The organism is Nocardioides marmorisolisilvae (genome assembly GCF_031656915.1).
GTDB lineage: Bacteria > Actinomycetota > Actinomycetes > Propionibacteriales > Nocardioidaceae > Marmoricola > Marmoricola terrisoli.
Window position 1 is genome coordinate 1,219,748 of sequence record NZ_CP134227.1, and the last position, 25,402, is coordinate 1,245,149.

Genomic DNA, 25,402 nt, shown 5'->3' on the forward strand with positions numbered 1-25,402 from the left:
TAGTAGCGCCGCGGCTAGCGACGCGTCGCTAGCCGAACAGTTAGGCTCGACAACATCCAGCGCCCGTTCCTCAGGCCCGATGGACCACGACCAGTTCATCGGTATCGAGGCTAAGTTGGACCGCGTGTGCACGGCCGCCAGTCGGATTCGGCGTCGAGCATCCGGGCGCACGCTCGTACGCTGGTGCCCAGAAGTGGGCCCTCGTTGATAAACCGCCGTCTTCGTCATGGCGGGACGGTCCACGGCGACGTAATCATCCCTCCTCGAGGACGGGAGACACTTTGTTGATCGCGGCCGACCGTGCAGCGGCGTCCAAGTGATGCAATTGCATTCGAACGACCGTTGCGTTGTGGAGAAGCCGGCCGACGACGAGGCCGGAAGCCGAACCCGGTCAAGATGAGCGTCCCGCCCGGCCCCGCGCCGGATCACAGCGAATGTGGGCGACTTCGGGACTTGAAGCGATCATCCCGAAGGAGGCGTCGGTAAGCGTCCGCCAGGTCGACGGCGTCACGGACGCTGCCGTCAAGGGCGGCGGTGCCATTGTCGAGCTCGACGTCAGACGGCCAAACGGCGACCGGCGTCGGTCCAGGTCGAGGCCGAAGCCGTCCAACAAGGTGCGCTGCGTCGTGGCGTGTGACCCAACCGGGACCGGACTCGCCGGTGAGGAAGTCCGACGGTGAGCCCGGCAGCTATTCCGAGACCTACATGCTGCACGTCGCCGGGCTCGTCTTATCTTCGTTGTAGACGTTGTGCCCGGGGGCCTCCGCCTGCGACCAATTGACTTTTGTGGCGTAGACGCTGTGGCGCTGGGTAACACAATTCCAGGTGTTGGTGATGTGGTGCCACACCCCGTTTCCGTCGATGTAGTACGCGTCGTTCCACTGGTCGTTCATGGTTATGACGTGACCCCGAATCTTGTACCTCGGGAGGCACGGCGTCGCGTGGCTGCCCTCGGACAACCGGTTGAGGTCTGATTGAGGTGCTGGACGTCCGCCGCCTGGACTCATTTCGGAGTAGCAATCCCAGCTGAGTCGGTCGGGGATCCAATGGCGTTGCCCACCGCTCCAAACATAATCCGCGCCGGTGTTGCCGTAGAAGGCGATGGCGTCCATACCGCAACCCCAATGCCCGCCTTCGGCTCCGAGCGATTGAATCTGATCGGTGCGGAGCCCGGTCCGGCTGATCCTCTTGCCTTGTACGTATTGCGTGCAGAACTGTGTCGGGTAGTCGGGGATCCAATGCGCTTGGGCGTTGCCATCGACGTAGTAGCAGTTTCCGTTGGCGTTGCAGGCAATGGTGTCGCGGACGGAGTTCGGATCAATCATGTGGGGCTCGTCAGCCCCCTTCGGCAGGCCGTTCACGTCACCCGAGGGCCACGAGTAGACCGTGGTGTAGGTCTTGTTGAGTTGGACGTACGTCTCCCCATCGGGGATCCAGCGGCGCGTGTTGCTACCGTCGACCACCCATGACGAACCGTCCGTCGACTTCACGATCGAGTTGCCGATCGAGCATGACCCATGCTTATCGGATTTGTTGGGCCAGCCAAGTGCTTTCGGGTCCACGCCTCGTGCTTGCCACGGCAGCCCGGCCTTGTCGCGCCAGCACACCTCGTCTGCGAACGATGGCACCCGATGGAGCACGTAGCTCGAATCGACCTTCCAGGAAACGCCACTGGAGTCCTTGATCAGCTTACCCGGCTGCGGGTTGATCACCGCCGTCAGGTCGCTAGCCTTCGGGATCGCATATGCGTCCGATGTCGACCAAGGCCCGTACACCGGATATTGACGTGCGAGCACCGCGAAGGTCGCACCATCGGGGATCCAGTGCCGCGCGTTCTTCGTATCGACGTAGTAGGAGGTGCCATCGCTGGCCTTGACTACAGCGTCGCCGATAATGCACGGCCATGCCGAACCCTCTACAAGTGGTGGGCCTGTCTGCGATGCACTCAGGCGGGTGCGCGAAACCGTGTAACCGCGCACGTCTCGCCAGCAGACGTCGTCCTGAGCGTATGGGATGTGGTGGAGCACGTGATCGGAGCCGACGACGTATGAAATGCCGTCGGACCGCCTGATGATCGTGCCGGGGGTCGGGTTGACTACTGCGGTCGTGTCCGAACCCTTCGGGATCGCATTGACGTCGGCCGCGGCCCAGGGCCCATACACCGTGCCGTACTTGCGGACCATGACTGCGTAAGTATCGGTGTCGGGAATCCAGTGCCGCGTGTTGGTCCTGTCGACGAACCACGAGGATCCGTTGGACGACTTCACCACCGCGTTTCCGATGACGCACGGCCACGCCTCGTGCTCGGTCAGCGCCCCGATCTGCGCGTTCGACAGTCCGGTCGCCGAGACGGTCCGGTTCTGTACGTCTCGGAAGCACACATCATCCTGGGCGTACGGGATGTGGTGCAGGTCGTAGTCAGGACCAACGACGTAGGAGACACCGTCTGAGCGCCGGATGATTGTGCCCGGTTGTGGGTTGATCAGCTTGATTTGATCTGGGCCTTTGGGAAGGCTCGCGACATCTTTCGCAGGCCATGGCCCAAGGACCTTCGCGTACTTCCGAGCCAATACCGCGTACGTGGCGGTGTCCGGGATCCAGTGCCGCGTGTTCGCCGCGTCGACGAAGTACGAGGATCCGTCGGACGACTTCACCACCGCCGGCCCAATGATGCACGGCCAAGCGTCACCTTCGGGAAGCGTGTTCACATTCGCAGCGCTCAGGTTCGTCGCCGACACGGGGTACTTCTTCATGTCCCGCCAGCAGACATCGTCCTGGATGTAGGGGATGTGGTGTCGGGTTCCGCTGGCATCGACGATCCAGGACACCCCGTCGGCACGACGGATGATGCTGTTTGGCTGTGCGTTGAACAGATGCGGATTGTCGGCGCCCTTGGGGATCTGACTGACATCAGTTGCCGGCCAAGGTCCCGACGCCGCCCCGTATCGCCTCACGAGTGCCGCGTATGTGTCCGTGTCCGGGATCCAGTGCCGCGTGTTGGTCCTGTCGACGTACCACGAGGAGCCGTCGCTCGACTTCACGACCCTGTTGCCAATGATGCACGGCCACGCATCGCCCTCGGACAGTGAGGCGACATCGGAAGAAGTCAGGTTCGTGGCCGACACGGGGTACTTCCTGAGGTCTCGCCAGCACACGTCATCCTGGGCGTAAGGGATGTGATGGCGAACTTCGTGCGCTCCGATCACCCACGAGACGCCGTCTGCACGGCGGATGATGGTGTTGGGTGTGGCATTGAACTTGTGCGGGACCGGCCGGCCCGTGGGCACGGAATCCAGATCTTTCGTGCTCCAGGGTCCCAACGCAGTGCCATAAATATGCTGGTAGGCGTAGAAGGTGTCGGTGTCGGGGATCGAGTGCTTGGTGTTCTTAGTGTCCACGTACCACGACGAGCCGTCGCCGCCCTTGACCACTGCATTGCCGATGATGCACGGCCAGGCGTCGCCCTCGTCGATAGTGCCTAGCCGAGTAGCTGTCAGGCCGGTCGCCGAGACGGCGTAGTTCTTGACGAGTCTCCAGCAGGTGTCGTCCTGCGCATAGGGGATGTGGTGCCACACGCCCCTGTCATCGACAACCCATGAGACACCATCGCTGCGTCGGACGATCGAGTGCAGGATCGGGTTATACATGTGCGGCTCGGCGTTGCCGGGCGGGATGGCGTTGACGTCCGATTTGGGCCAGGGCCCGTAGACCTTACCCGCGTTCTGGCGAGCGAGGACTGCGTACGTGTCGGTGTCCGGAATTGCGTGCCTCAAGTTGGCCGTATCGACGTAATAGGACGAGCCGTCCGACGCCTTTACTACTGCCGGACCAATGATGCACGGCCACGGGTTGGCTACGGTCAGTGGGGCGATACTGGCCGACGAAAGGCCCGTTGACGAGACTGGGTACCGTTTCAGGTCGCGCCAGCACGTGTCGTCCTGGGCGAACGGAATCTTGTGCAGTACACGCTGGTCGTCCACAACGTAGCCTGTGACAACTCCGTTGTTAGCGGTCCGGATGACCGAATTCTTGGTTACGTCCGGCGGCGACACGGCCTCAGCGGGGAGGGCGGCCGTCGTCACGCACTTCTCCGGGGCGTTGAATAGGACCTGGGTGGCTGTGAACTGCTGCGTGTCCCACTCGGTCCACCAGGTCTTCAGGTACGCCCAGGCCTGTTCCTTGAGGAAGCTCTTTGCGGTGTAGCACGACGAGGCGGTCGCGTTCGCCCCAGTTGTCGCGGCGGTGACCTTGACGGCGCCTTGGAGATGGAGCCGGAGGTTAGCGACAAAGCCAGCGACCTGTACCTCCGGATACAGGTTGAATTGAGCCCCGATGTACGAGTCCGTAAGGTTTGCGCTCGCAGATCCGGTCAACTGTGGTGCCATCGGTTGGAAAGTCGTGGAGAAGTCCACCTTGCCGTTGGGCAGCAGGTGCCCCCAGGTCTGGGCATGCGAGCTCAGGACCGCGTGCAGATGGGCCCGCGCGTCGATCGTGAATGAAGCTTCCGGGGTGACGTCGAGACGCAGAGGTGAGGCCCCGAGCTGGGTCGAGTAGGTGAACTTCGAGCCGTTAAGACTGCAGGTAGCGCTGCCCGACACGCTGAAGTCGAGCGTGAGAGTGGGTTCCATACTCATGTGGGCCTCGAGATGCCTGCCAAGGACGTCGACGCTGAATGTCGAATTCACATTCTTGAAGGCGATTCCCGCCGAGCCACTGACATCAACCTTGCCGCCGTGGGTGGCCGTGCAGGTGACGTACTTCGCGGCCATCGCCCCGAAGTCGATCGGTGTCGTGGACGAGCCAGACTCACTTGAGCCGTAGCGAACCCTGGCGCGAGATGAGGGGTTCGTGCTCGAGCTCTGTGTGACCGGACCGCTGTAATTGACCTTGTATTTGGCCAATAGTTGATCGAGCGGAATTGCTGCGATCGTGATCGTCGCGGTACTTTTTGCAGTCGTCACCTTGGTTACCCAACCGCCAAGAACGCCGGTGAGCGGTGAGCCGGCCGGAGTGCTCCGGTCCGGTGAGGCGAACGCCTTCGCGCCGACGGTCGGAGTGGGGGTAAACCTGTTGACTGTGACAGCCCAACCTGCATCGGTCTTTGCGATGGCGGTGATCGCTTTACCTGGTATGCGTACGACTCCATTCTTAGCAGCAACCGTCGACGTGCTCCGTACAGGTGGCTTCACATAGGTGAACTGGTTGTGCCCCTTTTTGGGCGTGGTGCCTCTGGCGGTGACAACCTTCACGCGCACCGTCGCGGGCCAGTAGGGCGGCACTACGACCCTGATCCTGGTGGGAGCCAGGACCTTTATGTTCCTCGCGGCCGCAGTTCCAAAGGTCACACTTCGCACATGCAGAAAGTTCCTGCCGCGGATACGGATCGTCTGTCCCCCCGTTGTCAGCCCAGAAGCGGCGCTGAGACGATCGATGACTGGCCTGCGGCCGGCTGACCGTGGGTGAGCTGTCCTCGCGGCAGGGGCAGCGGCCAGGCCCGACGTTCGAGCGGTTGGGGGAACCGATTGGAGCGGAATCGCCGCCGCCGCAGGTGAGACCTTCGGCGTGACCACGCCTGCGAATGCCGGGACAGGGGCAGTGACCGTGATCAGGCCGAAAGCCAGAGCCGCAACCAGCGGTGGCGTGACACCTACGAGCAGACGTCGAGGCATGGGACGGGGCTTGCGGCGCTGCGCAGTCATTGGCGGACCTCGGATTTACGGCCGCCCCGAATGGACCGATTCAACAGGTGCGCGCCACGGTAGTGGTGGGAGCCTCGGCGTGCAAGGGAGCGCGTTGACTCATCAAAAGTGCGCGCGTAGAGGGGTTCGTTGACTCACGTAGGAATGCGCGCGTAGAGCGCGCCTATCGGGCTGTGTGTTCGGTGACCGGTAGGCCCTGAGCATGGGACTGACGTTGAGCCAACGACGAGCTGTGACCAAGGCGATCGCGACGCGGTACAAGCGTTGCGACAAGGCTGGCAAGGGCCTGATTCTCGATGAGCTGTGCGCGACGACGGGCTGGCACCGCAACCATGCCCGCAAGGCGCTGACCGCGGCGTTGAAGCCGAGGCTCGTGAAGCCCACCAGGAGGCCCCGGTCCCCGAAGTACGACGACGACACCGTTACTGCGTTGGGGTTGTGCTGGGCGGTGCTCGGTGCGCCGACCGGGAAGCGGCTGGCCCCGGTGATGGGCGAGCTGGTGCCCCGGTTGCGCCGGTTCGACGAACTCGACGTCACCGACCAGACCGCCGCAGCGTTGATGGCGATGTCGGCGGCGACCATCGACCGCCGGCTGGCCGCGGACCGGGCCAAGCTGATCCTCAAGGGCCGCTCCCACACCAAGCCCGGGTCGCTGTTGAAGTCCCAGATCCCGATCCGGACCTGGGCCCAGTGGGACGACGCCGTGCCGGGGTTCGTCGAGATCGACCTGGTCGGCCACGAGGGCGGCAACGCGGTCGGTGAGCACTGCTACACCCTCACCGTCACCGACATCGCCACCGGATGGACCGAGAACCGCAGCGTGCCCAACAAGGCCCGCAAATGGGTGATCGCGGCGTTGGAGGAAATCTCTTCGATCATGCCGTTCCCGGTGATCGGGGTCGATTCGGACAACGGATCGGAGTTCATCAATCACCACCTGCTCGACTGGTGTGAGCGACGCAAGATCACCTTCACCCGGTCGCGGCCCGGCAACTCCAACGACGGCGCCCACGTGGAGCAGAAGAACTGGGCGATCGTACGGACCGTGGTCGGCTACCACCGCTACGACACCAACGCGGAACTGGCTCTACTGAACGAGATCTGGGTCCTGCAGTCACAGATGACGAACTTCTTCGGCGCCCAGCAGAAGTTGATCTCCAAGGTCCGCGACGGCGCGAAAGTGACCAAGAAGTACGACAAGGCGACGACCCCACACCGGCGCGCCGAGCGACACGAGGCCGTCGTCGCCGAGGACAAGACCATCCTTGCCGACTTCTACGCCAACCTGAACCCCGCCGCGATCCAACGCCAGATCCAGGCCCTCACAGTCAAGCTGCTGACCCTGACCACCAGCAAGGCGGCAGCCCTCAGAAAGCCCGACCTCACGCGCGCATCCGGTCATGAGTCAACGAAACCAGCTACGCGCGCATCTTGACATGAGTCACCGGGCCCTCACCGTCACCGACATCGCCACCGGATGGACCGAGAACCGCAGCGTGCCCAACAAGGCCCGCAAATGGGTGATCGCGGCGTTGGAGGAAATCTCTTCGATCATGCCGTTCCCGGTGATCGGGGTCGATTCGGACAACGGATCGGAGTTCATCAATCACCACCTGCTCGACTGGTGTGAGCGACGCAAGATCACCTTCACCCGGTCGCGGCCCGGCAACTCCAACGACGGCGCCCACGTGGAGCAGAAGAACTGGGCGATCGTACGGACCGTGGTCGGCTACCACCGCTACGACACCAACGCGGAACTGGCTCTACTGAACGAGATCTGGGTCCTGCAGTCACAGATGACGAACTTCTTCGGCGCCCAGCAGAAGTTGATCTCCAAGGTCCGCGACGGCGCGAAAGTGACCAAGAAGTACGACAAGGCGACGACCCCACACCGGCGCGCCGAGCGACACGAGGCCGTCGTCGCCGAGGACAAGACCATCCTTGCCGACTTCTACGCCAACCTGAACCCCGCCGCGATCCAACGCCAGATCCAGGCCCTCACAGTCAAGCTGCTGACCCTGACCACCAGCAAGGCGGCAGCCCTCAGAAAGCCCGACCTCACGCGCGCATCCGGTCATGAGTCAACGAAACCAGCTACGCGCGCATCTTGACATGAGTCACCGGGGGGAGCGCTTCACGGGCACCTTGACTTGATGCACTCCGGTCGCAGACCTCGTCGAGTCCCCCGAGGACGAGCATGCGTAGCCGGTATATGTCGAGCTTGCGAGGCGCCGCTCACGACGCCTCATTAGTGCCGACGATCCTCTGGGTCGGCTGAATATGCTCAGTGGGCCGCGCCGTTAGCATCGACAGCCCGGAACAGGTAGATCCCGACCACTCGGCCAGTCACGGTTGTCCGCTCGCCTGACGAGAGGACCTTCTCCCGACTCGACGAGCCCGACTCAATGAACAGCCAGGTTGCATGCTCGAGCCGCCAGCCGAACGCTTCGATCTTGCCAAGAAGGTCCGGTGCGGCACCGTGTCGCGTGGTCTTCGCCTGGTCGAAACCAGGGGCAAGAAAGAAGTCGCTGCTGTAACCCGACAGCGTCGAGTGTGCGATCTCGACTTGGAAGAACCGGTCGCCCCGCTGGGCAGCGGCTTCGGCTTGGCCGACAGGGGTGAGGAGGTATGCGTTGCGGCGCTGCTCTTCAGCCTTGGACGCACGGGCCTGCTCCTTGGCGAACCTCTTCCGCTCCCGTGGATTGGTCGTGGCTACCGCGCTACTGGCGACTGCAGCATCGTCCGCGGGCTTCCTGTGGTCGGTCCACGCTTCGCCGTCCCAATAGCGCAGATCCTGACCATCATCGGTCGGGTCGGGATACCACCCCGCAGGTGCACTACTCATGCGGCAAACGATAGGTCAACTGGCGGTGAGAAAATGCAACTCTGTCCACGCCTCCGGAAAGCGATGCGGTGTTTGCTTGAGTCACCGGCGGAGGCGTGAAACGAGAGTTGGCCGATCCTTCAGGCGTGGACCGAGCACGCACCGTTTACGCGTTGCCGGAGCGCGAGGAAGTCGACAATGGGCACGCGTCCCGCGCCGGGGTCGATCGCACCGTGCGACGGGCCCCCGGGGCCGCCCGAGTAGGACGCCAGCGATCGAGCGGCTACTACGGCGGTCATCGATCTCGTTCGCAACTGAACGCTCCCAAGGAGCGACGCCGTCAGTTACAGGGAGCGCCTTCGCAGCACGGACGGATGTACCCGCAGCCGTCGCAGCGCTCGTGGGACGTCTCCCAGCGCATCAACGTGCCGCAATTCGGGCACGGCTCGGTCAGATCAGCCATCCCCCAAGCGTAGGTTGACGATCGCGTGATGCTCGGTCGACACGACGGAGCCGGACACGCACCTCCTTGATGACCACTGAATCGCCGAGGAGGTCGCGATGCCCACCTTCAACGATCCGATCGCGGACGCGGCCGAAGTCAGTGAGGCCATGCGCGGCCTCGCGCATGCGACGCGCAACGTCGAGGACCCGACCGCGATCTACAGCGCCATCGGCTCGCTCAGCGCCGCGCTCAGATCCATGGCCCAGGTGCTGCACCAGCTGGGCGAGACCCACGACCGCATGTCCGCAAGCAACCGACCTGCGCCGATCGGCCGACCTGGTCGTGCGGCGGCGTACCAGGTCTCGTGGGAGCTCCACCGCGCTTCGGAGATGGTCAACCAGGTCGCAGCGACCGTCGACCACGCGCACCAGATCGAAGCTGCGATCACCTACGACGTCCACCTCCCGCCCGAACCGGTGCCCACCGTCCGGCGCGAGCACGGCCTGTCGCTGTGAACAACCGGTACGAGGAGCACCGGCTCTACTCGAGCGTGCTCGTCGCCCCCGGCCGCGAGAAGCGATCTGACCGTCGGCTCCGGAAGGCATCCGCCCGCGCGCTGATCGCCGAGGACCGCGGAGCACGAAGGGCCGCCGCGAAGCAGAGGGCCGAGGACCTCGCGGCCGAGCGGCGCTCCACGGTCACGCTTCCCCGAGCCGGCGAACCCGGTCCGGCAGCGCTACGTACGCCGGGCAGGTTCCGGCTCCCCCGCCACCAGGACACCTCAGCCACCCTTGCGGGTGCCTACCCGTTCCTCGCCGAAGGGGGCCTCGGCGCCGAGGGCGTGTTCGTCGGCCAGGACCTCTACTCCGGATCGTCGTTCGTCTACGACCCCTGGGTCCTCTACTCTCGCGGACTGATCACCGCACCGAACCTCGTGCTCGCGGGCATCGTCGGCGCCGGCAAGTCCAGCCTCGCCAAGAGCCTCTACACGCGCTCCATCCCGTTCGGCCGCCGCGTCTACGTGCCCGGCGACCCCAAGGGCGAGCACACGCCGGTGGCCGAAGCCGTCGGCGGCAAGGCGGTCCTGCTCGGCCATGGGATGGCCAACCGGCTCAACCCGCTCGACGAGGGCCACCGTCCAGTAGGGCTCGATGACGTCCAATGGGCCAGCCAGGTCACGTCGCGGCGTAGGGATCTGATCGGTGCCCTCGCCGAAACGGTGCTCGACCGGCGGCTCACCCCGCTGGAGCACACCGCGGTCGACCTTGCCCTGGACGTGACGGTTCGCGGCGCCGACGTACCCGTCCTCCCGATGGTCGTCGATCGGCTTCTCGCCCCCAGCCCCACCGACGACCATGACGGCCGACTCACCGAGGACGGCCGCGTCGTCGGCCATGCCCTGCGCCGCCTCGTAGCGGGCGACCTTGCCGGGCTCTTCGACGGCCCGTCGACGGTGCCGTTCGACGCGAGCCTGCCGATGATCTCCCTCGACCTTTCCCGCGTTGCTGAGAACGCGACCCTCATCTCGGTACTGATGACCTGCGCGTCCGCGTGGATGGAGTCCGCACTGATTGATCCCACCGGCAGCCCGAGGTGGGTTGTCTACGACGAGGCTTGGCGCCTCATGTCTCATCCCGCGCTTCTGCGGCGGATGGACGCCCACTGGCGGCTCGCGCGGCATTACGGGATCGCGAACATGCTGATCTTCCACAAGCTCTCCGACCTCGACAACGTCGGCGACTCGGGCTCGGCGATGCGTGCCCTCGCGTCGTCCCTGCTGGCGAACGCCGAGACCCGGATCGTCTACCGCCAAGAATCCGACCAGCTCGGCCTCACCTCGGCCGCGCTCGGCCTGACCGGCACCGAGCAGGCGCTGATCCCGACGCTCGGTACAGGACAGGGGCTGTGGCGGATCAAGAATCGATCCTTCGTGGTACAGCATCAGATGCATCCGGCCGAGCTCGAACTCTTCGATACGTCGGCTCGCGCGGCGGCTGTCTAATGGAAGTTTGCGCCGAAACCGTTAATATTCACGCGAAATTCCATTAGACAACCTCGGCATGCCCATGTTCCCGCACCCCCTTGGATGAGGGTGCGACGGTCCCGCAAGCGACTGACGGAAGGCCGTGACGATTCCCACCAGGGCCGTGTCGCGGGGATCCAGCTTCGCCCCCTAGTTGAGTCGCCAGATGACGCCACTGGTCGTCGTCGAATAGGTCGCAACAGCTGGTGACCCAGGATTTTGTTGAAGGACCTGGATTGACCCGGCGCTCGGTGAGCCAATCACGACGACGACGTGCTGGATCCCCTTCACTCGCGTTATGACATCACCAGGTCGGGCTGCCGAGAGGTTGCCGGAGACGTAATGCCATCCGGGCTTGCTCTTGGTGCTTGTGTCCCATCCATCGAATCCGACTGGTCGGCCCGCTTGCTTGGACCACGCGATGCCGAGGTCTGCGCATTGCGCGCCGTACCATCCGTCGGAGTCGATACCACGGTTGCCAGCGTCGGTGGAGCTGTTCCAGTGTGCCGAGTCGAGTGCCCATGCTTTGAAGCTGCCGATTCCGCCTGCCGCTGGCCCGCCGGGCGCGCCGTTACTGAAGGCATCCCACAGCGCCGTAGCGCCCACGTAGACCACGAGGTTCCCATCGTCCTGGATGACGAGGCGCGCGTCCGAGCCCGATGTTGCCGAGCTCCATTTCGCGGTGCCACCGGCGTATACGACCAGGTTGCCGTCGCCTTGCATGACGACACGGTCTGCGCCTGTTCCTGCGGTGGCCGAGGACCATTGAGAGGTGCCCGTGCTCGTGTACTTGACGAGGTTCCCGTCGCCCTGCATGACGACGAAGTACTTGTCGTTTCGGCTGACGATCCGCTGACCCACCGTGAGGCGACCGCCTGCCGGAACCGTGTCTTGAAGGTACCCAGTCCTGCCGCCCTTTGAGGACCACAGAGCGAGGCCACCTTGGCTGTAGAGGACGAGGTTCCCGTCGTCCTGCATTACCAAAACGGTCTTGGCGCCCGGTGCTGTTGAGGACGACCACTTGGCGACACCGGCCGCAGAGTAGACCACCAGGTTGCCGTCGTTCTGATTTACAAGGGAGGCACCAGACGACCCTGCCGTGCCGGACGACCACTGAGCCTGGCCGGAGGAGTTGTAGACCACAAAGTTGCCGTCGCCCTGCATGACAGCCCGGTAAGCGCCGTTCCGGGAGATGAGCGACTGCCCACTCCGCAGCCGATTCACAGCTCCGTTGCTTTGGATAGAGCTTTGCGAGGCTCCGGTATGGCCTGTTCCTGCAGACCACATGGCGACGCCGCCCGCGCTGTAGACGACGAGGTTGCCGTCGTCCTGCATGACCAGTCGCGAGCCGGCCGCGCCCTGCGTTGACGACGACCACACTGCGGTCGCGGCGGTTGTTGGGCCTGCGTACACGACAAAGTTTCCGTCGCGCTGCATTACTGACCAGCGTCCTGCGCCGTTGGTCCGCGCCGACCAAACAGCGTCGGATCCCTTGTAGACGACCAGATTTCCGTCGCCCTGCTGGATGAGCCTGTACGCACCGCTGGCTGATCGGATTCCGCGATTCGCAGTGAGTCTCTGCCCCGCCGCCAGTTGGTTGTACACGCCGACCCTCCGCGTGGTCGACTTGATCACGGTGTACCGATGACCGTTGTGCCTGGCCGCGGGGAGAAAGATGCGGTACTTGCCAACGCGTGATGCAACGGGGTCGTTCAGCCGGTACGTCCGCCGCGAATCTGTGTATCCGGTATCGATGTTGTGCCATCCCGTCGAGCTGCGACGCTGGAGGATGACCTTGCGCTTGAACGAGGTCGACGTCGCACCCTTCGCAACGACGCTGTCGCCCAGGAAGATTCTTGACGGTGTCGAGATGGACACGGTGGCAGTCGCGGCGCTGGCGGGTGCCACCACGCCGAAGGCCATGATCCAGGCAGCGGTAAGCGCTCCTACGAGCGTGACAACGAAACGGGTTCGCATGTAGCGAAACTCCTACCTGACTCGCGACCAGCCGACCCCACCGCAGCTAGTCAGTGTTCCCCCGAGTCTGGGCGCATCTAACCAGATCTTGTCGGGCGGTGGGTCCGGGTTCCGGTGGATGCGTCCGTCACCCCCCGACCGCCGGCCACCCTGCACCGCACCAGCGGTCTGACTCGCACACCTGATGGGCATGACGCGAAACGAGGCGATCCGCCGACGGTTCTGCTGCAGTAAGGAACTCGGCCACGTCCTGCTGCACGCGCCGCCGGAGAACGAGTTGTCTGTCGAGTTCGCCGCCGACGCGACGCTGCACCGCGGTGTCGCGGAGGTCGAAGCCGAGTCGGTCGCACTGATGGTCGGCGCCGCCCACGGCCTGGACACCTCGGCGTACACCGTCCCGTACGTCTCCACCTGGGCCGCAAGCGTTCCCGGCAAGAGCCCGATCGAGGTCGTCCAGTCGACCGCGGAGCGCGTCCGGAGCACCGCACTCGGCGTCCTCGACAAGCTCGAGACCCAGAAGATCGGCGACGGCAACCCGCCGGGACTCGACCACGAGGGCCTTAGCCACCGCGCGGCGCCGATCAGCACCGGCCTACGACGCAACCAGGCGGTGCTCGGACTATGAAGACGCCCGTCGTCCTCAGCACCGTCCACGTCGACATCGACACCGACGGAACCCTGACCGTCGACCTCGACGGCCGGCCGTACGCCGACGACCGACCGCTCGGCCGAGCCGATCTCCGCGACGTCCTCAACGAGATCACCACCGACATCGACACCGCGGTTCGCGTCGAGGTCCGCGAATCCGACGGAACGACGTACGCCGATATCGCGACTCCCCCAGATCCTGCAGCACCCGCCCGCGACGAGGCTCCATCCAACCGGCGCCGCTCCGCGCTTGCCGGCACCGGGTTCAAGCCCGGCGAGGAGGTCGCCCTCGCGTACGTCATCGCCCGGCGCCGGGCCGACCCCGACGGCTGCGCATCGATCAACCTGCCGCCCGCGCTCATGGCAGCGACCCGCGGTGGGCTGGTCCTCCTCGGGCTCACCTCGCAGATCGTCGCGCCGGTCGAGGCACCGTCATGAACGGCCGCGTACACCGCGTCGACGACAGCCTGGTCAACTTCGCATTGGTCGCGATAGGTGCGGCGTTCGTCGTTGCGGCGACACTTCGCGGAGCAGGATCGATCGCCACCGAACTGGAGGGCAGCTCGCATCCGCGGTCACGTGTCGCTGCGGGCTTCGGCGTTCTCACCCAACCCGGTGATCCGGCCGCAGCGCTCGCGGCACCGGGGATGTCCGCGGTCCTCTACTGGAGCGTCGTCGCGGTGGTCTTGGTTGCCGCAACGACGCTGGCACTCGTCGCCTGGCACCTGGTCCAGCGCGCCCGCCACCGGGCTGCCCACGATCCGCACCGGATCATCGGCATCGCGACGCGAGCCGACATCGCACCAGTCGCCTCGAGGCGCGCGCTGCTACGCCGCGGACGAGCCTTGCGGCCATCGCTGCCCGACCCGAGTCCCGCGGACCTCGGGTACCTGCTCGGGCACGCCTGCGGCGAGGAGATCTGGGCGTCGGTCGAGGACTCCATCCTCATCGTCGGGCCGCCGCGGTCAGGCAAAGGGCTGCATTTGGTCATCAACGCGATCCTCCACGCCCCCGGCTCGGTGGTGACCACCTCGACCCGTCCGGACAACATCACCGCCACCCTCCGAGCCCGCAAGGCGCGCGGACCGGTCGCAGTCTTCGACCCGCAAAGACTCGCCGCCGAGCTCGACGTCCCAGCCGGCCGGCGCTGGTCGCTCGTCCGCGGCTGCGACGACCCGCTCACCGCGATGATCCGTGCCAACGGCCTCGCCGCCTCGACCGGCCTGTCCGCGGGCGGTGTGGACTCAGGCAGTTTCTGGGAGGGCAAGACTCGAGCCGCCCTCCAAGCACTCCTTCACGCTGCGGCGTTGGAGAAGCTCACGACCAGGACGCTCTTCGAGTGGTCGCTCGCACCGGCCGCAGCAACCGATGCGGTCGGCATCCTGTCGAGCCATTGCGAGGCAGCGAAGGGTTGGGGCGACTCGCTCGAGGCGATGATCAACTCCGATCCGCGTACCCGCGATTCCATCTGGATGGCCGTCGCAGAGGCGCTCGCCTGCCTGGCCGACCCCCGCGTCCTCGACGCAGTCACCCCAGAGGCCGGCGAAGAGTTCGACCCCCGCGAATTCCTCACCAACAACGGCACCCTCTACCTGCTCGCCACCGGCGCGGGCGCAGGCGCCTCCTGGTCGCTGGTCGCCGCCCTCATCGAGGACCTCGCCGAGACCGCCCGCCACCTCGCCGCGGCATCACCCGGCGCGCGGATGGACCCGCCGCTGCTGCTGGCACTCGACGAGATCGGCAACCTCTCGCCACTGCCCTCGCTGCCGGTCCTGATGGCCGAAGGTGGAGGCACCGGCATCACCACGATGCCGGTCCTTCAGTCCCTGTCCCAGGCGCGGAGCAAGTGGAGCACCCACGCAGCCAGCGCGATCTGGGATGCCTCCATCGTTAAGGTCATCCTCGGTGGCGCATCTGCCTCGCGCGATCTTCAGGACCTTTCCGTGTTGATCGGCGAACGCGACGAACTCTCGGACGCAGTCACGGTCGGCGACTACGGCTCACGATCGCTTCAACGCTCGACCCGCCGGGTGCCGATCATGCCACCCGAGCGGATCCGCACACTGCCCTTCGGCACAGGCCTGGTGCTCCTCAGGAGCGCACCACCGATCATCACGACCCTCCGGCCTTGGACCGACCACTGAGACTCGGGAATCGCGCCCACGCACACCCAGCGGCGGTCCGCCCACTGGGCAGCAGCCTCCACCCTCCTCCCTAGTCGGACGGCACGGCGTGGCACTTGGCCTCAACTGCTCCGGTTGACGCTCCCTCACCGAAATCGGCACCCGGACTCGTCTTGGGGACACTCCGGCGGTATCCACGCTCGCGCATGCGCCGGGCGGTGTCTGCATTCGGCTGCGGCCGCCGCATTTCTGCACCCATAGTGTTCGTAATCGTTCGTGGGTCGTAGAGACGAGGCACAGCCATGCGCATGATCTGGACCCTTCGCCCACGTGCTGCCCAGGCTTTGCTGGCGTCTGCCACAGCAGTCTTGTTGACGGTGCCACTGCTGCTGCTCACCAGTTCACCAGCCGCCGCCGCGACGACGTCGTGCACGGTCGGCAACATCAGCTACACGGTGGACCCTGCCGACGTGGCTGCGGGTGCGACGGCAACCGATTACACCGGGGCCGGCGGTGCCGTTGCGATACCGGCCACTATCACCTGCGGCACGCAGTCATACTCGGTCACCACCATTGCGACCGAGGCCTTCTACGGCGACCAGTTGACGTCGGTGACCATCCCCGACACGGTCACCACCATCGAGTACGGCGCCTTCGCCTCCAACCAGTTGACGTCGGTGACCATCCCCGACTCGGTCACCACCATCGCGTTCAGCGCCTTCGCCTACAACCAGTTGACGTCGGTGACCATCCCCGGCTCGGTCACCTTCATCGGGCAATACGCCTTCGGCGGCAACACCGGCCTGTTGAGTGTGACCTTTGAGGGGGCGGCTCCCGCTCCCACGTCCATCACGCCCGCCGGGATAGACGCCTCGTTGGGCACGGTACGGGGTCTGATCGTCTACTACCACTACGCCTTCGACGCCGCCAACACGTCCCAGGGGTTCACCACCCCGACCTGGCAGGGCTACAACACCAAGGACCTCGAGACGTCGTGCACGGTCGGCAACATCAGCTACACGGTGGACCCTGCCGACGTGGCTGCGGGTGCGACGGCAACCGATTACACCGGGGCCGGCGGTGCCGTTGCGATACCGGCCACTATCACCTGCGGCACGCAGTCATACTCGGTCACCACCATTGCGACCGAGGCCTTCTACGGCGACCAGTTGACGTCGGTGACCATCCCCGACACGGTCACCACCATCGAGTACGGCGCCTTCGCCTCCAACCAGTTGACGTCGGTGACCATCCCCGACTCGGTCACCACCATCGCGTTCAGCGCCTTCGCCTACAACCAGTTGACGTCGGTGACCATCCCCGGCTCGGTCACCTTCATCGGGCAATACGCCTTCGGCGGCAACACCGGCCTGTTGAGTGTGACCTTTGAGGGGGCGGCTCCCGCTCCCACGTCCATCACGCCCGCCGGGATAGACGCCTCGTTGGGCACGGTACGGGGTCTGATCGTCTACTACCACTACGCCTTCGACGCCGCCAACACGTCCCAGGGGTTCACCACCCCGACCTGGCAGGGCTACAACACCCAGGTGATTGCCGTGACACCGTCGATGACGAAGAGCCCATCGGATGCGACGGTCAATGCCGGTGACACGGCGACATTCACCGCGGCAGCCTCGGGAATCCCGACACCGACCGTGCAGTGGCAGGTCAACACCGGCGACGGATCCGGCTACACCGACATACCCGACCCCACCGGCACCAACGCGACGCTGACGTTGACCGACGTCACCGCAGCGATGAACGGCAACACCTACCGAGCCACGTTCACCAACAGCGCCGGCAACGCCACCACCACGTCCGCGACCCTGACCGTCAACTCGCCCCCGAAGCTGACCGGTGAGTCGGCCGCAACCGGCAAGGTCGGCGACCCATTCACCTACTCCTACACCGTCACCGGATTCCCCGCCCCCACCGTCACCATCAGCGGCGACACCCTCCCCGACGGCGTGAGCCTCGACCCGGCAACCCACACGATCGCCGGCACCCCCGGCCCAGGCACCGCCGGCACCTACCAGGTAGTGCTGACCGCCCACAACGGCACCGGCGACGACGCCACCCTCAACGTCGCCCTGACCTTCACCCCGGACACCGTCGACAACCTCACCCCGACGATCACCGGAATCGCCCAGGCAGGTCAGACCCTGACCGCCGATGCCGGACCCCACCTCGACCCGGCCGACGCGCACCTGACCTACCAGTGGAACGCCGACGGCCAACCCATCCACGGAGCAACACGGCAAACCTTCAAACTCCGCAACCCCCAAGCAGGCACCCGGATCACCGTCACCATCACCGCCTCGAGCCCCACGTACACCCCAGCAACCGCAACATCCAAGAAGACAACCCCGGTGGCCGACAGAGTCACAGGTCCCCGCTAAACAGCCGAACCGCAACCAACGCACCAACACCCCTGGGTCACCACCGTCGAGAGGCCCATGTCGGCCGCGAGCACGGATGACGTGGGTCGCATTCCTTGGCACGACCTGAGAGAGCCGGATCGTGCCTTCACTCCGGTGCAGCGCCTCATCGCAGGGCGCGGCGACCCTCTGAGCGTGCCGTCGGCCGCCAGGATGCGTCGATCCGAGGCCGCGATTGCGTCCGAGCGGCGCAGGACATTGGGGCGTTGTGTGCACCTGGGTCCCGAGAGCGGCTTCACCGGGAAGCCGCGGCGAGTCCGGGAGTCAACGTGTCCATCCCCACCCAGATGAGCCTGGTCGGGTTCGTCGCATCAGCGCCGGAGCTGCACTTCACCAAGGACGGCGCCGAGTGCTGCCGTCTCCGTGTCGGCGTCGAGCAGTGGCGCCGGGAGGTCGACGGCGACTTCACGAAGCTCGACCCGACCTTCCACGACATGGTCGCCTTCGAGAGCACGGCCCGGGAGACGTACGCCCGGTTCCGCAAGGGCGACTCCTTCGTTGCCAGTGGCTACGTCCACGAATACGAAGTCGAACACCCCGGCGAGGCGAGCGTGATCAAGGAGGAGTTCGTCGCCCGCAAGATCGGCCACAACGTCAACAATACGGCCTACGAGGTCCAGCGCCGCCGGCTCGCGCCGGCACCAGCTCCGCCCGCTCAGCGATCGTCGAACACGGCCATCGGCCTCTGAACAGGCGGCGTCGTGGCCCACGAGTCATCGTTCGGCGCCGAGCGTGACCTGCCGCCGGGGCCGATCGACTGGAACCTTCTCGACGCTCCGACCGCAGTCGCCGAGTGGCGCGACCTGGACGGGTTCGTGACCTGGCTGAAGAACACCTTCGGTCTGCCGCCGGCGATCGTGCCGCCGTACTGGCATCGCCACGACGAGCTGATCTGGGAGCTGTCCGCGCTACACACCCACTTCCTCGCCTGCTACGACCAATCCGCCTCGCCCTCGGCGCCGGTTGGGTGGATGCGGGAGTTCGCCGAGTGCCGCCAGCGCCTGCGGGAGTGGGTGGCAAACTGCGGGACCCGCCTGGACCGTGACCGGCCGACGCGGCAGACGACCTGGCCGGGCGAAGCCGCCGCTGTCGTAGCCGGCGAGGTCGAGATCGTCGATCGTGCGGCGGACTTCACCACGTTCGTGCACGAGGACGTCTCGCGGCGACCGCGTGTCGAGGAGATCGCGCGAGATGAACTCCGCGGGTGACCACCAGGCGTCCCCCGGGGGGTCCGCAGGGCGTCCGCAGGGCGTCCACGCAGCGCCTTCAGGCCCCGGCGCCGTGCCCGGGTCCACAGCTGCGGCCACCAGACCGCTCGGGCCGCGCGGGTCGGCGGGAGCCTTCGACCAAGACCGGGAGGAAGGAGATGCTCATGGATCTTGAGCATGCGTTGACCCTCGCGCGGGCGAGGTCGTTCGTGGCGGCGCTCGCCGACGCAGCCATCGATGACGACGCCTCCGCGTGTTTCGAAAGGGTCCTGATCGAGCTCGACTGGCTCCACGACGACGAGTCTTCGGGCCTGGATACCGACGGGCTCGGCGATGATCGCGAGGTCCTGTATCGGGGCGCCACCGCAGCGATCGAGTCCCTGGTCCTCTTCGGGGTCGACGCACTCGACCTCGAGCTGCTCCTGGTCCGGCTTGAGGCCGCGCACGCGTTGGACGGCGCCTGATGTACGGCGAGACCGGCGACCTGATGCGCACCGAGCTCGCCGCCCTGCTGCGCCAGCACCGGATCCTTCACCGGCTCGGCGAGCACCCACCGTCGGCTCCTGACGCTGTTCCAGAGCGCGAGGCCGCGGGAATCGTGATCGGGCAGTACCGGCAGACGGTGCTGAGCTGGTGCGCCGAGGCGGTCATGGCCGCCAAGCCGCTGGTGTTCAGCGCCACCCTGCCGGCGCCGGCCAACCCGTTCCGGACCTCCGCTGACCGCGGTACCGCGGTCAGCGAGCTGGCCCGCGCCCTGGGCCGTGCCCGCGAGGCGTCCAGGACACCGCCCGCGAGCACCGCGCTCCTCGGCACGGCCCACCCGAACGAGGTCGTCGAACACTGGCGCCACGCCGCCCGGGCCGCAGCCCTGGCCGAGCACGACACCAACGGCGTCGCCGGACTGCGGCTCACCGGGCCCCAGGCGCAGGCTGTCGTCGGCGACGTCGCCGCAGTCACCCAGGCGCTCGTGGTCCTCGACCAGCGGTACCTGAACGTCCCCGGCTGGGAGAGGTTGACCGAGCCGGGGCGTCTCGGCTGGACCGCCCTCGCGACCGCGCTCGACGTCGGTCTCGGGCAGCCCGACTACAGCGTCGACGACACCGGCTGGCGGCCACGGACCCACGCGCTGCGCATCGGCCCGCAGCGCGGCATCCTCGGCGTCCTCCAGTCCGAGCACGACCTGCTCGTCCACCTCAGGCCGTTCCCGACCGCGATGAACCTGCGGCTGATCGTCGACTCCCAACAACGCCTCTCCCGCCGGCTCGCGATCCTCGCCCAGCGAACCGACGCCCGCCGCGCGGAGACCTGGCGAGCCCGCGCCGCGGCGTACTCGGTGCTCAAGCAGCAGCTGCGCAACGTCGGCGGGCGGATCGGTAGGGGCGGCCCCGCGGTCGCCGATGCCGCGAACGCGACAGCGCGTCTTCGGGCCCTTCCGGCCCAGACCATCGTCGAGCCACGGGTCGCCGCCGGGTTCCAGACGCTGTTCAACGGCATCGACCAACGCATCGCCGAGATCATCGAGACCGGCATCGACCAGAAGACCTACCTCCAGCGCGTGCAGCTCCCCCGGCTGGTCCCCGACAGCGCCGGCCTGGTCGCCCCCGTACGCGAACGGTTCACCCCGATCGACCGCAGCGCCAACAAGGAACTCGTCAGGGCCGTGCACGGACTGGTCCCGCACATCGAACCCGAGCCAGCCACACCGGGCCGCAGCCGCTCGGCCCTGCACTCAGCGCTGATCCACCACCCCGCGGGCCGACGCACCGACCCCGGCCTCCCGGGCCCATGACCCGCGCGGATGACCAGCACCAGGAGGGGATGGTCCCGCCCCGCCCCCACGAGGAGACCACATCGCGGCCGTGTGCACCATCCGTGAACGGCTCACCCCTGGCCGACTCCTGTGGTCAAGTCCCCTGAAGTGGTGTAACGGCTGATCCTTCAGGTTCGGGTTAGAAGGGCTGCTCGTCGGATTCGTGGGTGACGAGCTGGGTGTCGGGCCTCCAATCGGTGTCGGGGTCGAAGAAGTCCTCGGGCCAGGGCGCAGGGCGGCCGTGCTCGTCCCACCAGCCGGTGTGGCCGCCGGCCGCGAGGTTGGCGAGGTCGTGCTCGCGCTGGGTGCTCATGCTGCTGGTTCCAACTCGGGCAGCTCGGCGCCATCGGTGGTCGACTTGCTGGTCTGGGCCCGGGCGCTGGCGCGGGCGCGGGTGAGCACGTCGAGTCCGAGGTAGCGGCGGCCTTCGGCCCATTCGTCGTGCTGCTCGGCGAGCACGGCTCCGACCAGTCGGATCACCGAGTCGCGGTCGGGGAAGATCCCGACCACGTCGGTCCTCCGGCGGATCTCCCGGTTGAGGCGCTCGTTGGGGTTGTTGGACCAGATCTGGCGCCAGATCTCCTTGGGGAACGCGGTGAAGGCGAGCACGTCGGCGCGGGCGGCGTCGAGATGGTCGTGGACCTCGGGGAGCTTGTCGGCCAGCGCGTCGAGGATCCGGTCGTACTGGGCGTGCACCGCCTCGGCGTCGGGCTGGTCGTAGACGCTGTGCAGCAGCGCCTTGACCCAGCCCCAGCTGGCTTTCGGGCACACACTCATCAGGTTCGCGGCGTAGTGGGTGCGGCAGCGTTGCCAGGCGGCGCCGGGCAGGTTGGCCGCGATCGCCTCGACCAGCCCGGCGTGGGCGTCGGAGGTGACCAGCAGCACGCCGTCCGGCCCGGAGGTCAGCCCGCGGGCGACCAGGTCGGCGAAGAAGGTGTTCCACGCGGCGTGAGTCTCGCTGGTGGCGACCTTGATGCCGAGGATCTCGCGGTGTCCGTCGGCATTGACCCCAGTCGCCACCAAGACCACGGCGTTGACGACCCTGCCGTTCTCGCGGACCTTCATCGTCAACGCGTCCGCGGCCAGGAACGCGAACGGACCCGATTCGCCCAGCGGGCGGGTGCGGAACGCGGTGACCTGCTCGTCGAGGTCGGCGGCCATCCGAGAGACCTGAGACTTGGACAAGCTGGTGATGCCCAGGGTCTGTACCAGCTTGTCCATCCGGCGGGTCGAGACCCCGAGCAGGTAGCAGGTCGCGACCACACTGATCAGCGCGGCCTCGGCGCGCTTGCGCCGCTCGAGCAGCCACTCGGGGAAGTACGTCCCCTCGCGAAGCTTGGGGATCGCAACCTCCATCGTCCCGGTCCGGGTGTCCAGCTCCCGCCGCCGGTAACCGTTGCGCGAGTTGGTCCGATCCGGCGACACCTGGCCGTACTCGGCACCGCAGACCGCGTCCGCCTCGGCCGAAAGCAACGCATTGATCACCGTGGTCAGCAGGTGACGCATCAAGTCCGGCGACGCGTCACAGAGCGCTTGGTCCAGCAGCCGGGCAGGGTTGAGACTATGTGGTGCGGTCATCGTGATGGTCCTCTCGAGAGTGCTTTGGAAGGTTCACTCGAAGGATCACGCGGTGGCCGCGCTCTCGTCTCGCCGACATGCCGGGCGACGATCACGCCAACCGCGTTACACCACTATCAGGGACTCAACTACTCCTGTGCTGGGCCCACGCACAGGCTGTGCCGCCTTGCACGACGCGATCGTGCACCGGCCGACCGCGCATCCAATGCCACCGGATGCCCCCGCCTGTGAGCGGAGAATTCGACGTGCCGGCCCGGGGTTCAACGACCCCGGGCGGTTGCTGTGGGCACCGCGGCCGCCCAGGCCTCCTCGATGATGCGCGAGGAGTCCGGAGCCAGCCGACTCCGGTGGATGTAGTGGGCCTCGGCGATCTCGCGGGTGTTGCCCATCTGGGAGGCGGCGATCTCGGCGCCGCTCGCCTGCGCCACGACCGTGCCCGTCGCCGAACGCAGCAGACGGAGCTCGAACCACTCGCCGACCTCGCGATCCTTGAGGATCGACTCCCGGAACCGGGTGTTGATGTTGTTCGGCGAGAGCCAGCCGCCGGCCCTGGTGGCGAAGATGGCTCCGGAGTCATCGGGCGCGGTGGCCATCAGGCGCTCACGAAGCATCCGTACCAGGAAGGGCGGCAGGACCACCGTTCGGTCTCCGGCTCCGCCGCTCTTGGTGTGCGGCTGCCGGTACAACCCCCCGTGGTCCCGGTCATAGACCAGCGTCCCGGTGATGTGTACCACCGGCTTGGTCAGCCCGTCGCCGACCGGGTACGCGAGGTCGATGTCCTGGCGGCGTACGGCCAGCGCCTCCCCGGGTCTGCACGCGGTGCCGACGATGAACAGCACCAGGTCGCGGTACACCGCCGAGGGCGTCGGCCCCGGGCGGGCCGCTCCGGCCCAGTCGTCGACGGCGGCGAGGACCGCTCGGACGTCCGCTGCGGTGATCTCACGGTCCTTGGACCGGCGGCCGATGTTGCGCCGCTGGTAGCTGGGCAGGGGCGCCAGCGGGTCGCGGGCAAGGGCGCCTTGGACGATCAGCCACTTCACGAACGCGTGTAGCGCCTTGCGGACGTCGGAATAGCGGGTCGGTGTCACCTCGGTTCGGAAGTAGCGGTCGAGGCGACCCGGGGTCAGGTGGCGTACCTGGAGGTTGCCGAGGGCGGGCGCGATCCAGTTGCGGGCCAGGGAGCGGTACTGCTTGATCGAGCGCGTACTGGCTCGGCCAATGCCGGTGCGGGCATCCTCCATGCGCTGATCGAGGTAGATCTCCACGGCGTCCTTGATCAGCGTGCACACCGACACCAGGCCGCCGGTGTCGAGTTCGATACGTTCGCTGATCTCGGTCACGACTGCTCGGCGCGCGCTGGCCTCGGTTCGCCCCGACTTGCGAGCGCGCTGTTTGTGCCCAGCGGTGTCGGCATAGAAGGCGTCGGCGCGCCAGAGGCCTTGGCGAATTTGCATGGTGCGGACCTTGCCAATCTCACCTGGTTGCAGGGGTTCGCGTGACATGTGAGTGCTCAATTCTGTGCGCACCCGGCACCGACTTCACCGTCGGCTGGCTTCAGGTGCGGATGCGGTTGTTGTCGAAGGGGAGCGACGCGGGTCGTGGGCGCCGCTGTCTCGTCAGGGGACGAGCTGGAGGCGGATTGACCCCGCTGCCGGGCGCGGCGATTCCGTCCGGCGGGTCGCCGTTCGCGGTCTCGGTGTGGGCGTCGATCCAGCCCAACAAGTCCTGGGGGCGATAACGGATGTTGCCGCCGAGGTGGACCGCCGGTGGACCGTAGCCGCGTCGGCGGGATCGCCAGGTGCGCAAGGTGGCGACCGGGACCCCCAGGATCGCGGCCGCCTCGTTCGAGGTGAGGAGTCGGTAGCCCGCCAGATCGGCGGTGAACACAGGCGCTTCGGTATCGGCAGAGTTGGTGGCCATGCCCGGTAGGTACGCCTAGGACGCCGGCCACGGCGGAGCCCACGGGGCGTCCCGGCCACCAAAAGTGGCCCAATAGTGTGAATAGGGCCGTAGACGCTCGAAACGAGCGAACCCCGTCTGACCTGTTCGTGCAGGTCAGACGGGGTTCGGTGGCTCCCCCGGTTGGACTCGAACCAACAACCCTCCGGTTAACAGCCGAATGCTCTGCCAGTTGAGCTACAGGGGATCGCGCGGGAAAGACTAGCAAGCGACCGGGCTGCGGTCTAAATCGAGTCGCCCACCTCGGCACGGGCCGCGTCGAGGGCCTGCTCCGCCAGTCGGGCCACCTGCGGGTCGTTCGGGTCGACGCCCTCGTCGTACTCGTGCATCCAGTGCAGCGGACCCCCTGCGGGATTGCGCCGGGCGATCACCCGGAAGCCGCGCCGGCCGACGATCGGCACCTGCCGCTGGAGCACCACGCTGGCGCTCACCCGCTCTCGAACGAGTTGCAGCAACAGCCCAGCATCCTCGAGCAGGTAGGCCTCCCCGACCCGCGGCCGGCCGAAGGCGCCCACCTCCCGGATAGTGAGCCGGCCCGCGTCCTGGTCCCAGTCAGCGGCCTGGACGTCTTCCCATGGCCACACCCACGAAGCTGCCTGGCCGTCGACGGGATCAGGGACGACGGAGAGGTGGCGACGCGTACCAAGCAGCCACGCTGCCGGTTGTCGCG

At 66.5% G+C, this 25,402-nt stretch carries 20 protein-coding genes and 1 tRNA gene; 12 read left to right on the forward strand and 9 right to left on the reverse strand.

All coding sequences use genetic code 11. From position 1 onward, the window contains the following. Positions 1-701: 701 nt before the first annotated feature. Entirely contained in the window at positions 702-5,699 is a 4,998-nt protein-coding gene (locus Q9R13_RS05815) for an IPT/TIG domain-containing protein (protein ID WP_310964125.1), read from the reverse strand. 202 nt (positions 5,700-5,901) lie between these two features. On the opposite strand from Q9R13_RS05815, the gene Q9R13_RS05820 reads away from it, so the two are divergent. Together Q9R13_RS05820 and Q9R13_RS05825 are read left to right on the forward strand one after the other, a co-directional pair. Further along, positions 5,902-7,134, forward strand: coding sequence for an integrase catalytic domain-containing protein (locus tag Q9R13_RS05820; RefSeq protein WP_310961459.1), 1,233 nt, complete (start codon positions 5,902-5,904; stop codon positions 7,132-7,134). A 1-nt stretch (position 7,135) separates the two neighbouring features. Continuing rightward, entirely contained in the window at positions 7,136-7,810 is a 675-nt protein-coding gene (locus Q9R13_RS05825) for an integrase catalytic domain-containing protein (protein ID WP_310964126.1), read from the forward strand. A 173-nt stretch (positions 7,811-7,983) separates the two neighbouring features. Here the strand turns inward: Q9R13_RS05825 and Q9R13_RS05830 are convergent, their stop codons facing one another. Next, complete coding sequence (locus Q9R13_RS05830; protein ID WP_310964127.1) at positions 7,984-8,544, reverse strand: DUF2510 domain-containing protein; 561 nt, start codon at positions 8,542-8,544, stop codon at positions 7,984-7,986. Between the two features lie 540 nt (positions 8,545-9,084). On the opposite strand from Q9R13_RS05830, the gene Q9R13_RS05835 reads away from it, so the two are divergent. Both Q9R13_RS05835 and Q9R13_RS05840 read left to right on the forward strand, forming a co-directional pair. Continuing rightward, the gene (locus tag Q9R13_RS05835; protein ID WP_310964128.1) at positions 9,085-9,483 is read left to right on the forward strand and encodes a hypothetical protein; all 399 of its coding nucleotides are present in this window, start codon (positions 9,085-9,087) and stop codon (positions 9,481-9,483) included. Then, on the forward strand, positions 9,480-10,970 hold the full coding sequence (locus Q9R13_RS05840) for an ATP-binding protein (RefSeq protein ID WP_310964129.1): 1,491 nt from the start codon (positions 9,480-9,482) through the stop codon (positions 10,968-10,970). The genes Q9R13_RS05835 and Q9R13_RS05840 overlap by 4 nt, the downstream gene beginning before the upstream one ends. Before the next feature lie 171 nt (positions 10,971-11,141). On the opposite strand, the gene Q9R13_RS05845 is transcribed toward Q9R13_RS05840, so the two are convergent. Beyond that, the gene (locus Q9R13_RS05845) at positions 11,142-12,968 is read right to left on the reverse strand and encodes a hypothetical protein (RefSeq protein WP_310964130.1); all 1,827 of its coding nucleotides are present in this window, start codon (positions 12,966-12,968) and stop codon (positions 11,142-11,144) included. Positions 12,969-13,158: 190 nt separating this feature from the next. Here Q9R13_RS05845 and Q9R13_RS05850 point away from each other — a divergent pair, with 190 nt between their 5' ends. From Q9R13_RS05850 to Q9R13_RS05885, 8 genes are all read left to right on the forward strand, one after another. Next, positions 13,159-13,593, forward strand: a complete 435-nt coding sequence (locus tag Q9R13_RS05850; RefSeq protein WP_310964131.1) for a hypothetical protein — start codon at positions 13,159-13,161, stop codon at positions 13,591-13,593. Next, positions 13,590-14,054, forward strand: coding sequence for a hypothetical protein (locus Q9R13_RS05855; RefSeq protein ID WP_310964132.1), 465 nt, complete (start codon positions 13,590-13,592; stop codon positions 14,052-14,054). Before Q9R13_RS05850 ends, Q9R13_RS05855 begins: the two co-directional genes overlap by 4 nt. Then, positions 14,051-15,760 (forward strand): type IV secretory system conjugative DNA transfer family protein, encoded by a 1,710-nt coding sequence (locus tag Q9R13_RS05860; RefSeq protein WP_310964133.1) that lies wholly within the window; start codon positions 14,051-14,053, stop codon positions 15,758-15,760. The genes Q9R13_RS05855 and Q9R13_RS05860 overlap by 4 nt, the downstream gene beginning before the upstream one ends. 356 nt (positions 15,761-16,116) lie before the next feature. Continuing rightward, positions 16,117-18,138 carry a leucine-rich repeat protein gene (locus Q9R13_RS05865; protein WP_310964134.1) on the forward strand — a complete coding sequence of 674 codons (2,022 nt, stop codon included), beginning with the start codon at positions 16,117-16,119 and terminating at the stop codon, positions 18,136-18,138. 308 nt (positions 18,139-18,446) lie between these two features. After that, entirely contained in the window at positions 18,447-18,866 is a 420-nt protein-coding gene (locus tag Q9R13_RS05870; RefSeq protein WP_310964136.1) for a single-stranded DNA-binding protein, read from the forward strand. A gap of 12 nt (positions 18,867-18,878) precedes the next feature. Further along, the gene (locus Q9R13_RS05875) at positions 18,879-19,385 is read left to right on the forward strand and encodes a hypothetical protein (RefSeq protein ID WP_310963899.1); all 507 of its coding nucleotides are present in this window, start codon (positions 18,879-18,881) and stop codon (positions 19,383-19,385) included. 164 nt (positions 19,386-19,549) lie between these two features. Beyond that, entirely contained in the window at positions 19,550-19,849 is a 300-nt protein-coding gene (locus tag Q9R13_RS05880; RefSeq protein ID WP_310964137.1) for a hypothetical protein, read from the forward strand. After that, a complete protein-coding gene (locus Q9R13_RS05885) occupies positions 19,849-21,174 on the forward strand; it encodes a hypothetical protein (RefSeq protein WP_310964138.1) in 1,326 nt (441 codons plus the stop codon). The genes Q9R13_RS05880 and Q9R13_RS05885 overlap by 1 nt, the downstream gene beginning before the upstream one ends. Positions 21,175-21,334: 160 nt before the next feature. Here the strand turns inward: Q9R13_RS05885 and Q9R13_RS05890 are convergent, their stop codons facing one another. The 6 genes from Q9R13_RS05890 to Q9R13_RS05915 form a co-directional block, all read right to left on the reverse strand. Further along, positions 21,335-21,508: a hypothetical protein gene (locus Q9R13_RS05890; protein ID WP_310964139.1), complete on the reverse strand. Its 174-nt coding sequence runs from the start codon at positions 21,506-21,508 to the stop codon at positions 21,335-21,337. Next, complete coding sequence (locus Q9R13_RS05895; protein ID WP_310964140.1) at positions 21,505-22,773, reverse strand: IS256 family transposase; 1,269 nt, start codon at positions 22,771-22,773, stop codon at positions 21,505-21,507. Before Q9R13_RS05895 ends, Q9R13_RS05890 begins: the two co-directional genes overlap by 4 nt. Positions 22,774-23,033: 260 nt before the next feature. After that, a complete protein-coding gene (locus Q9R13_RS05900) occupies positions 23,034-24,227 on the reverse strand; it encodes a tyrosine-type recombinase/integrase (RefSeq protein ID WP_310964141.1) in 1,194 nt (397 codons plus the stop codon). A 100-nt stretch (positions 24,228-24,327) separates the two neighbouring features. Then, positions 24,328-24,693, reverse strand: coding sequence for a helix-turn-helix domain-containing protein (locus Q9R13_RS05905; protein ID WP_310964142.1), 366 nt, complete (start codon positions 24,691-24,693; stop codon positions 24,328-24,330). A 150-nt stretch (positions 24,694-24,843) separates the two neighbouring features. Next, positions 24,844-24,919 (reverse strand) — tRNA-Asn (locus Q9R13_RS05910). Positions 24,920-24,956: 37 nt separating this feature from the next. Next, positions 24,957-25,316 carry a hypothetical protein gene (locus tag Q9R13_RS05915; RefSeq protein ID WP_310964143.1) on the reverse strand — a complete coding sequence of 120 codons (360 nt, stop codon included), beginning with the start codon at positions 25,314-25,316 and terminating at the stop codon, positions 24,957-24,959. Positions 25,317-25,402 lie beyond the last annotated feature (86 nt).

What these genes read in the sequence shown, in the direction of transcription:
- Q9R13_RS05820 (WP_310961459.1), top strand. Translation starts at nt 5,902, where the DNA reads ATGGGACTGACGTTGAGCCAACGACGAGCTGTGACCAAGGCGATCGCG.
- Q9R13_RS05900 (WP_310964141.1), bottom strand. Translation starts at nt 24,227, where the DNA reads ATGCAAATTCGCCAAGGCCTCTGGCGCGCCGACGCCTTCTATGCCGAC.
- Q9R13_RS05880 (WP_310964137.1), top strand. Translation starts at nt 19,550, where the DNA reads ATGGATCTTGAGCATGCGTTGACCCTCGCGCGGGCGAGGTCGTTCGTG.
- Q9R13_RS05850 (WP_310964131.1), top strand. Translation starts at nt 13,159, where the DNA reads ATGACGCGAAACGAGGCGATCCGCCGACGGTTCTGCTGCAGTAAGGAA.
- Q9R13_RS05825 (WP_310964126.1), top strand. Translation starts at nt 7,136, where the DNA reads ATGAGTCACCGGGCCCTCACCGTCACCGACATCGCCACCGGATGGACC.
- Q9R13_RS05860 (WP_310964133.1), top strand. Translation starts at nt 14,051, where the DNA reads ATGAACGGCCGCGTACACCGCGTCGACGACAGCCTGGTCAACTTCGCA.
- Q9R13_RS05855 (WP_310964132.1), top strand. Translation starts at nt 13,590, where the DNA reads ATGAAGACGCCCGTCGTCCTCAGCACCGTCCACGTCGACATCGACACC.
- Q9R13_RS05895 (WP_310964140.1), bottom strand. Translation starts at nt 22,773, where the DNA reads ATGACCGCACCACATAGTCTCAACCCTGCCCGGCTGCTGGACCAAGCG.
- Q9R13_RS05830 (WP_310964127.1), bottom strand. Translation starts at nt 8,544, where the DNA reads ATGAGTAGTGCACCTGCGGGGTGGTATCCCGACCCGACCGATGATGGT.
- Q9R13_RS05845 (WP_310964130.1), bottom strand. Translation starts at nt 12,968, where the DNA reads ATGCGAACCCGTTTCGTTGTCACGCTCGTAGGAGCGCTTACCGCTGCC.
- Q9R13_RS05815 (WP_310964125.1), bottom strand. Translation starts at nt 5,699, where the DNA reads ATGACTGCGCAGCGCCGCAAGCCCCGTCCCATGCCTCGACGTCTGCTC.
- Q9R13_RS05905 (WP_310964142.1), bottom strand. Translation starts at nt 24,693, where the DNA reads ATGGCCACCAACTCTGCCGATACCGAAGCGCCTGTGTTCACCGCCGAT.
- Q9R13_RS05890 (WP_310964139.1), bottom strand. Translation starts at nt 21,508, where the DNA reads ATGAGCACCCAGCGCGAGCACGACCTCGCCAACCTCGCGGCCGGCGGC.
- Q9R13_RS05835 (WP_310964128.1), top strand. Translation starts at nt 9,085, where the DNA reads ATGCCCACCTTCAACGATCCGATCGCGGACGCGGCCGAAGTCAGTGAG.
- Q9R13_RS05885 (WP_310964138.1), top strand. Translation starts at nt 19,849, where the DNA reads ATGTACGGCGAGACCGGCGACCTGATGCGCACCGAGCTCGCCGCCCTG.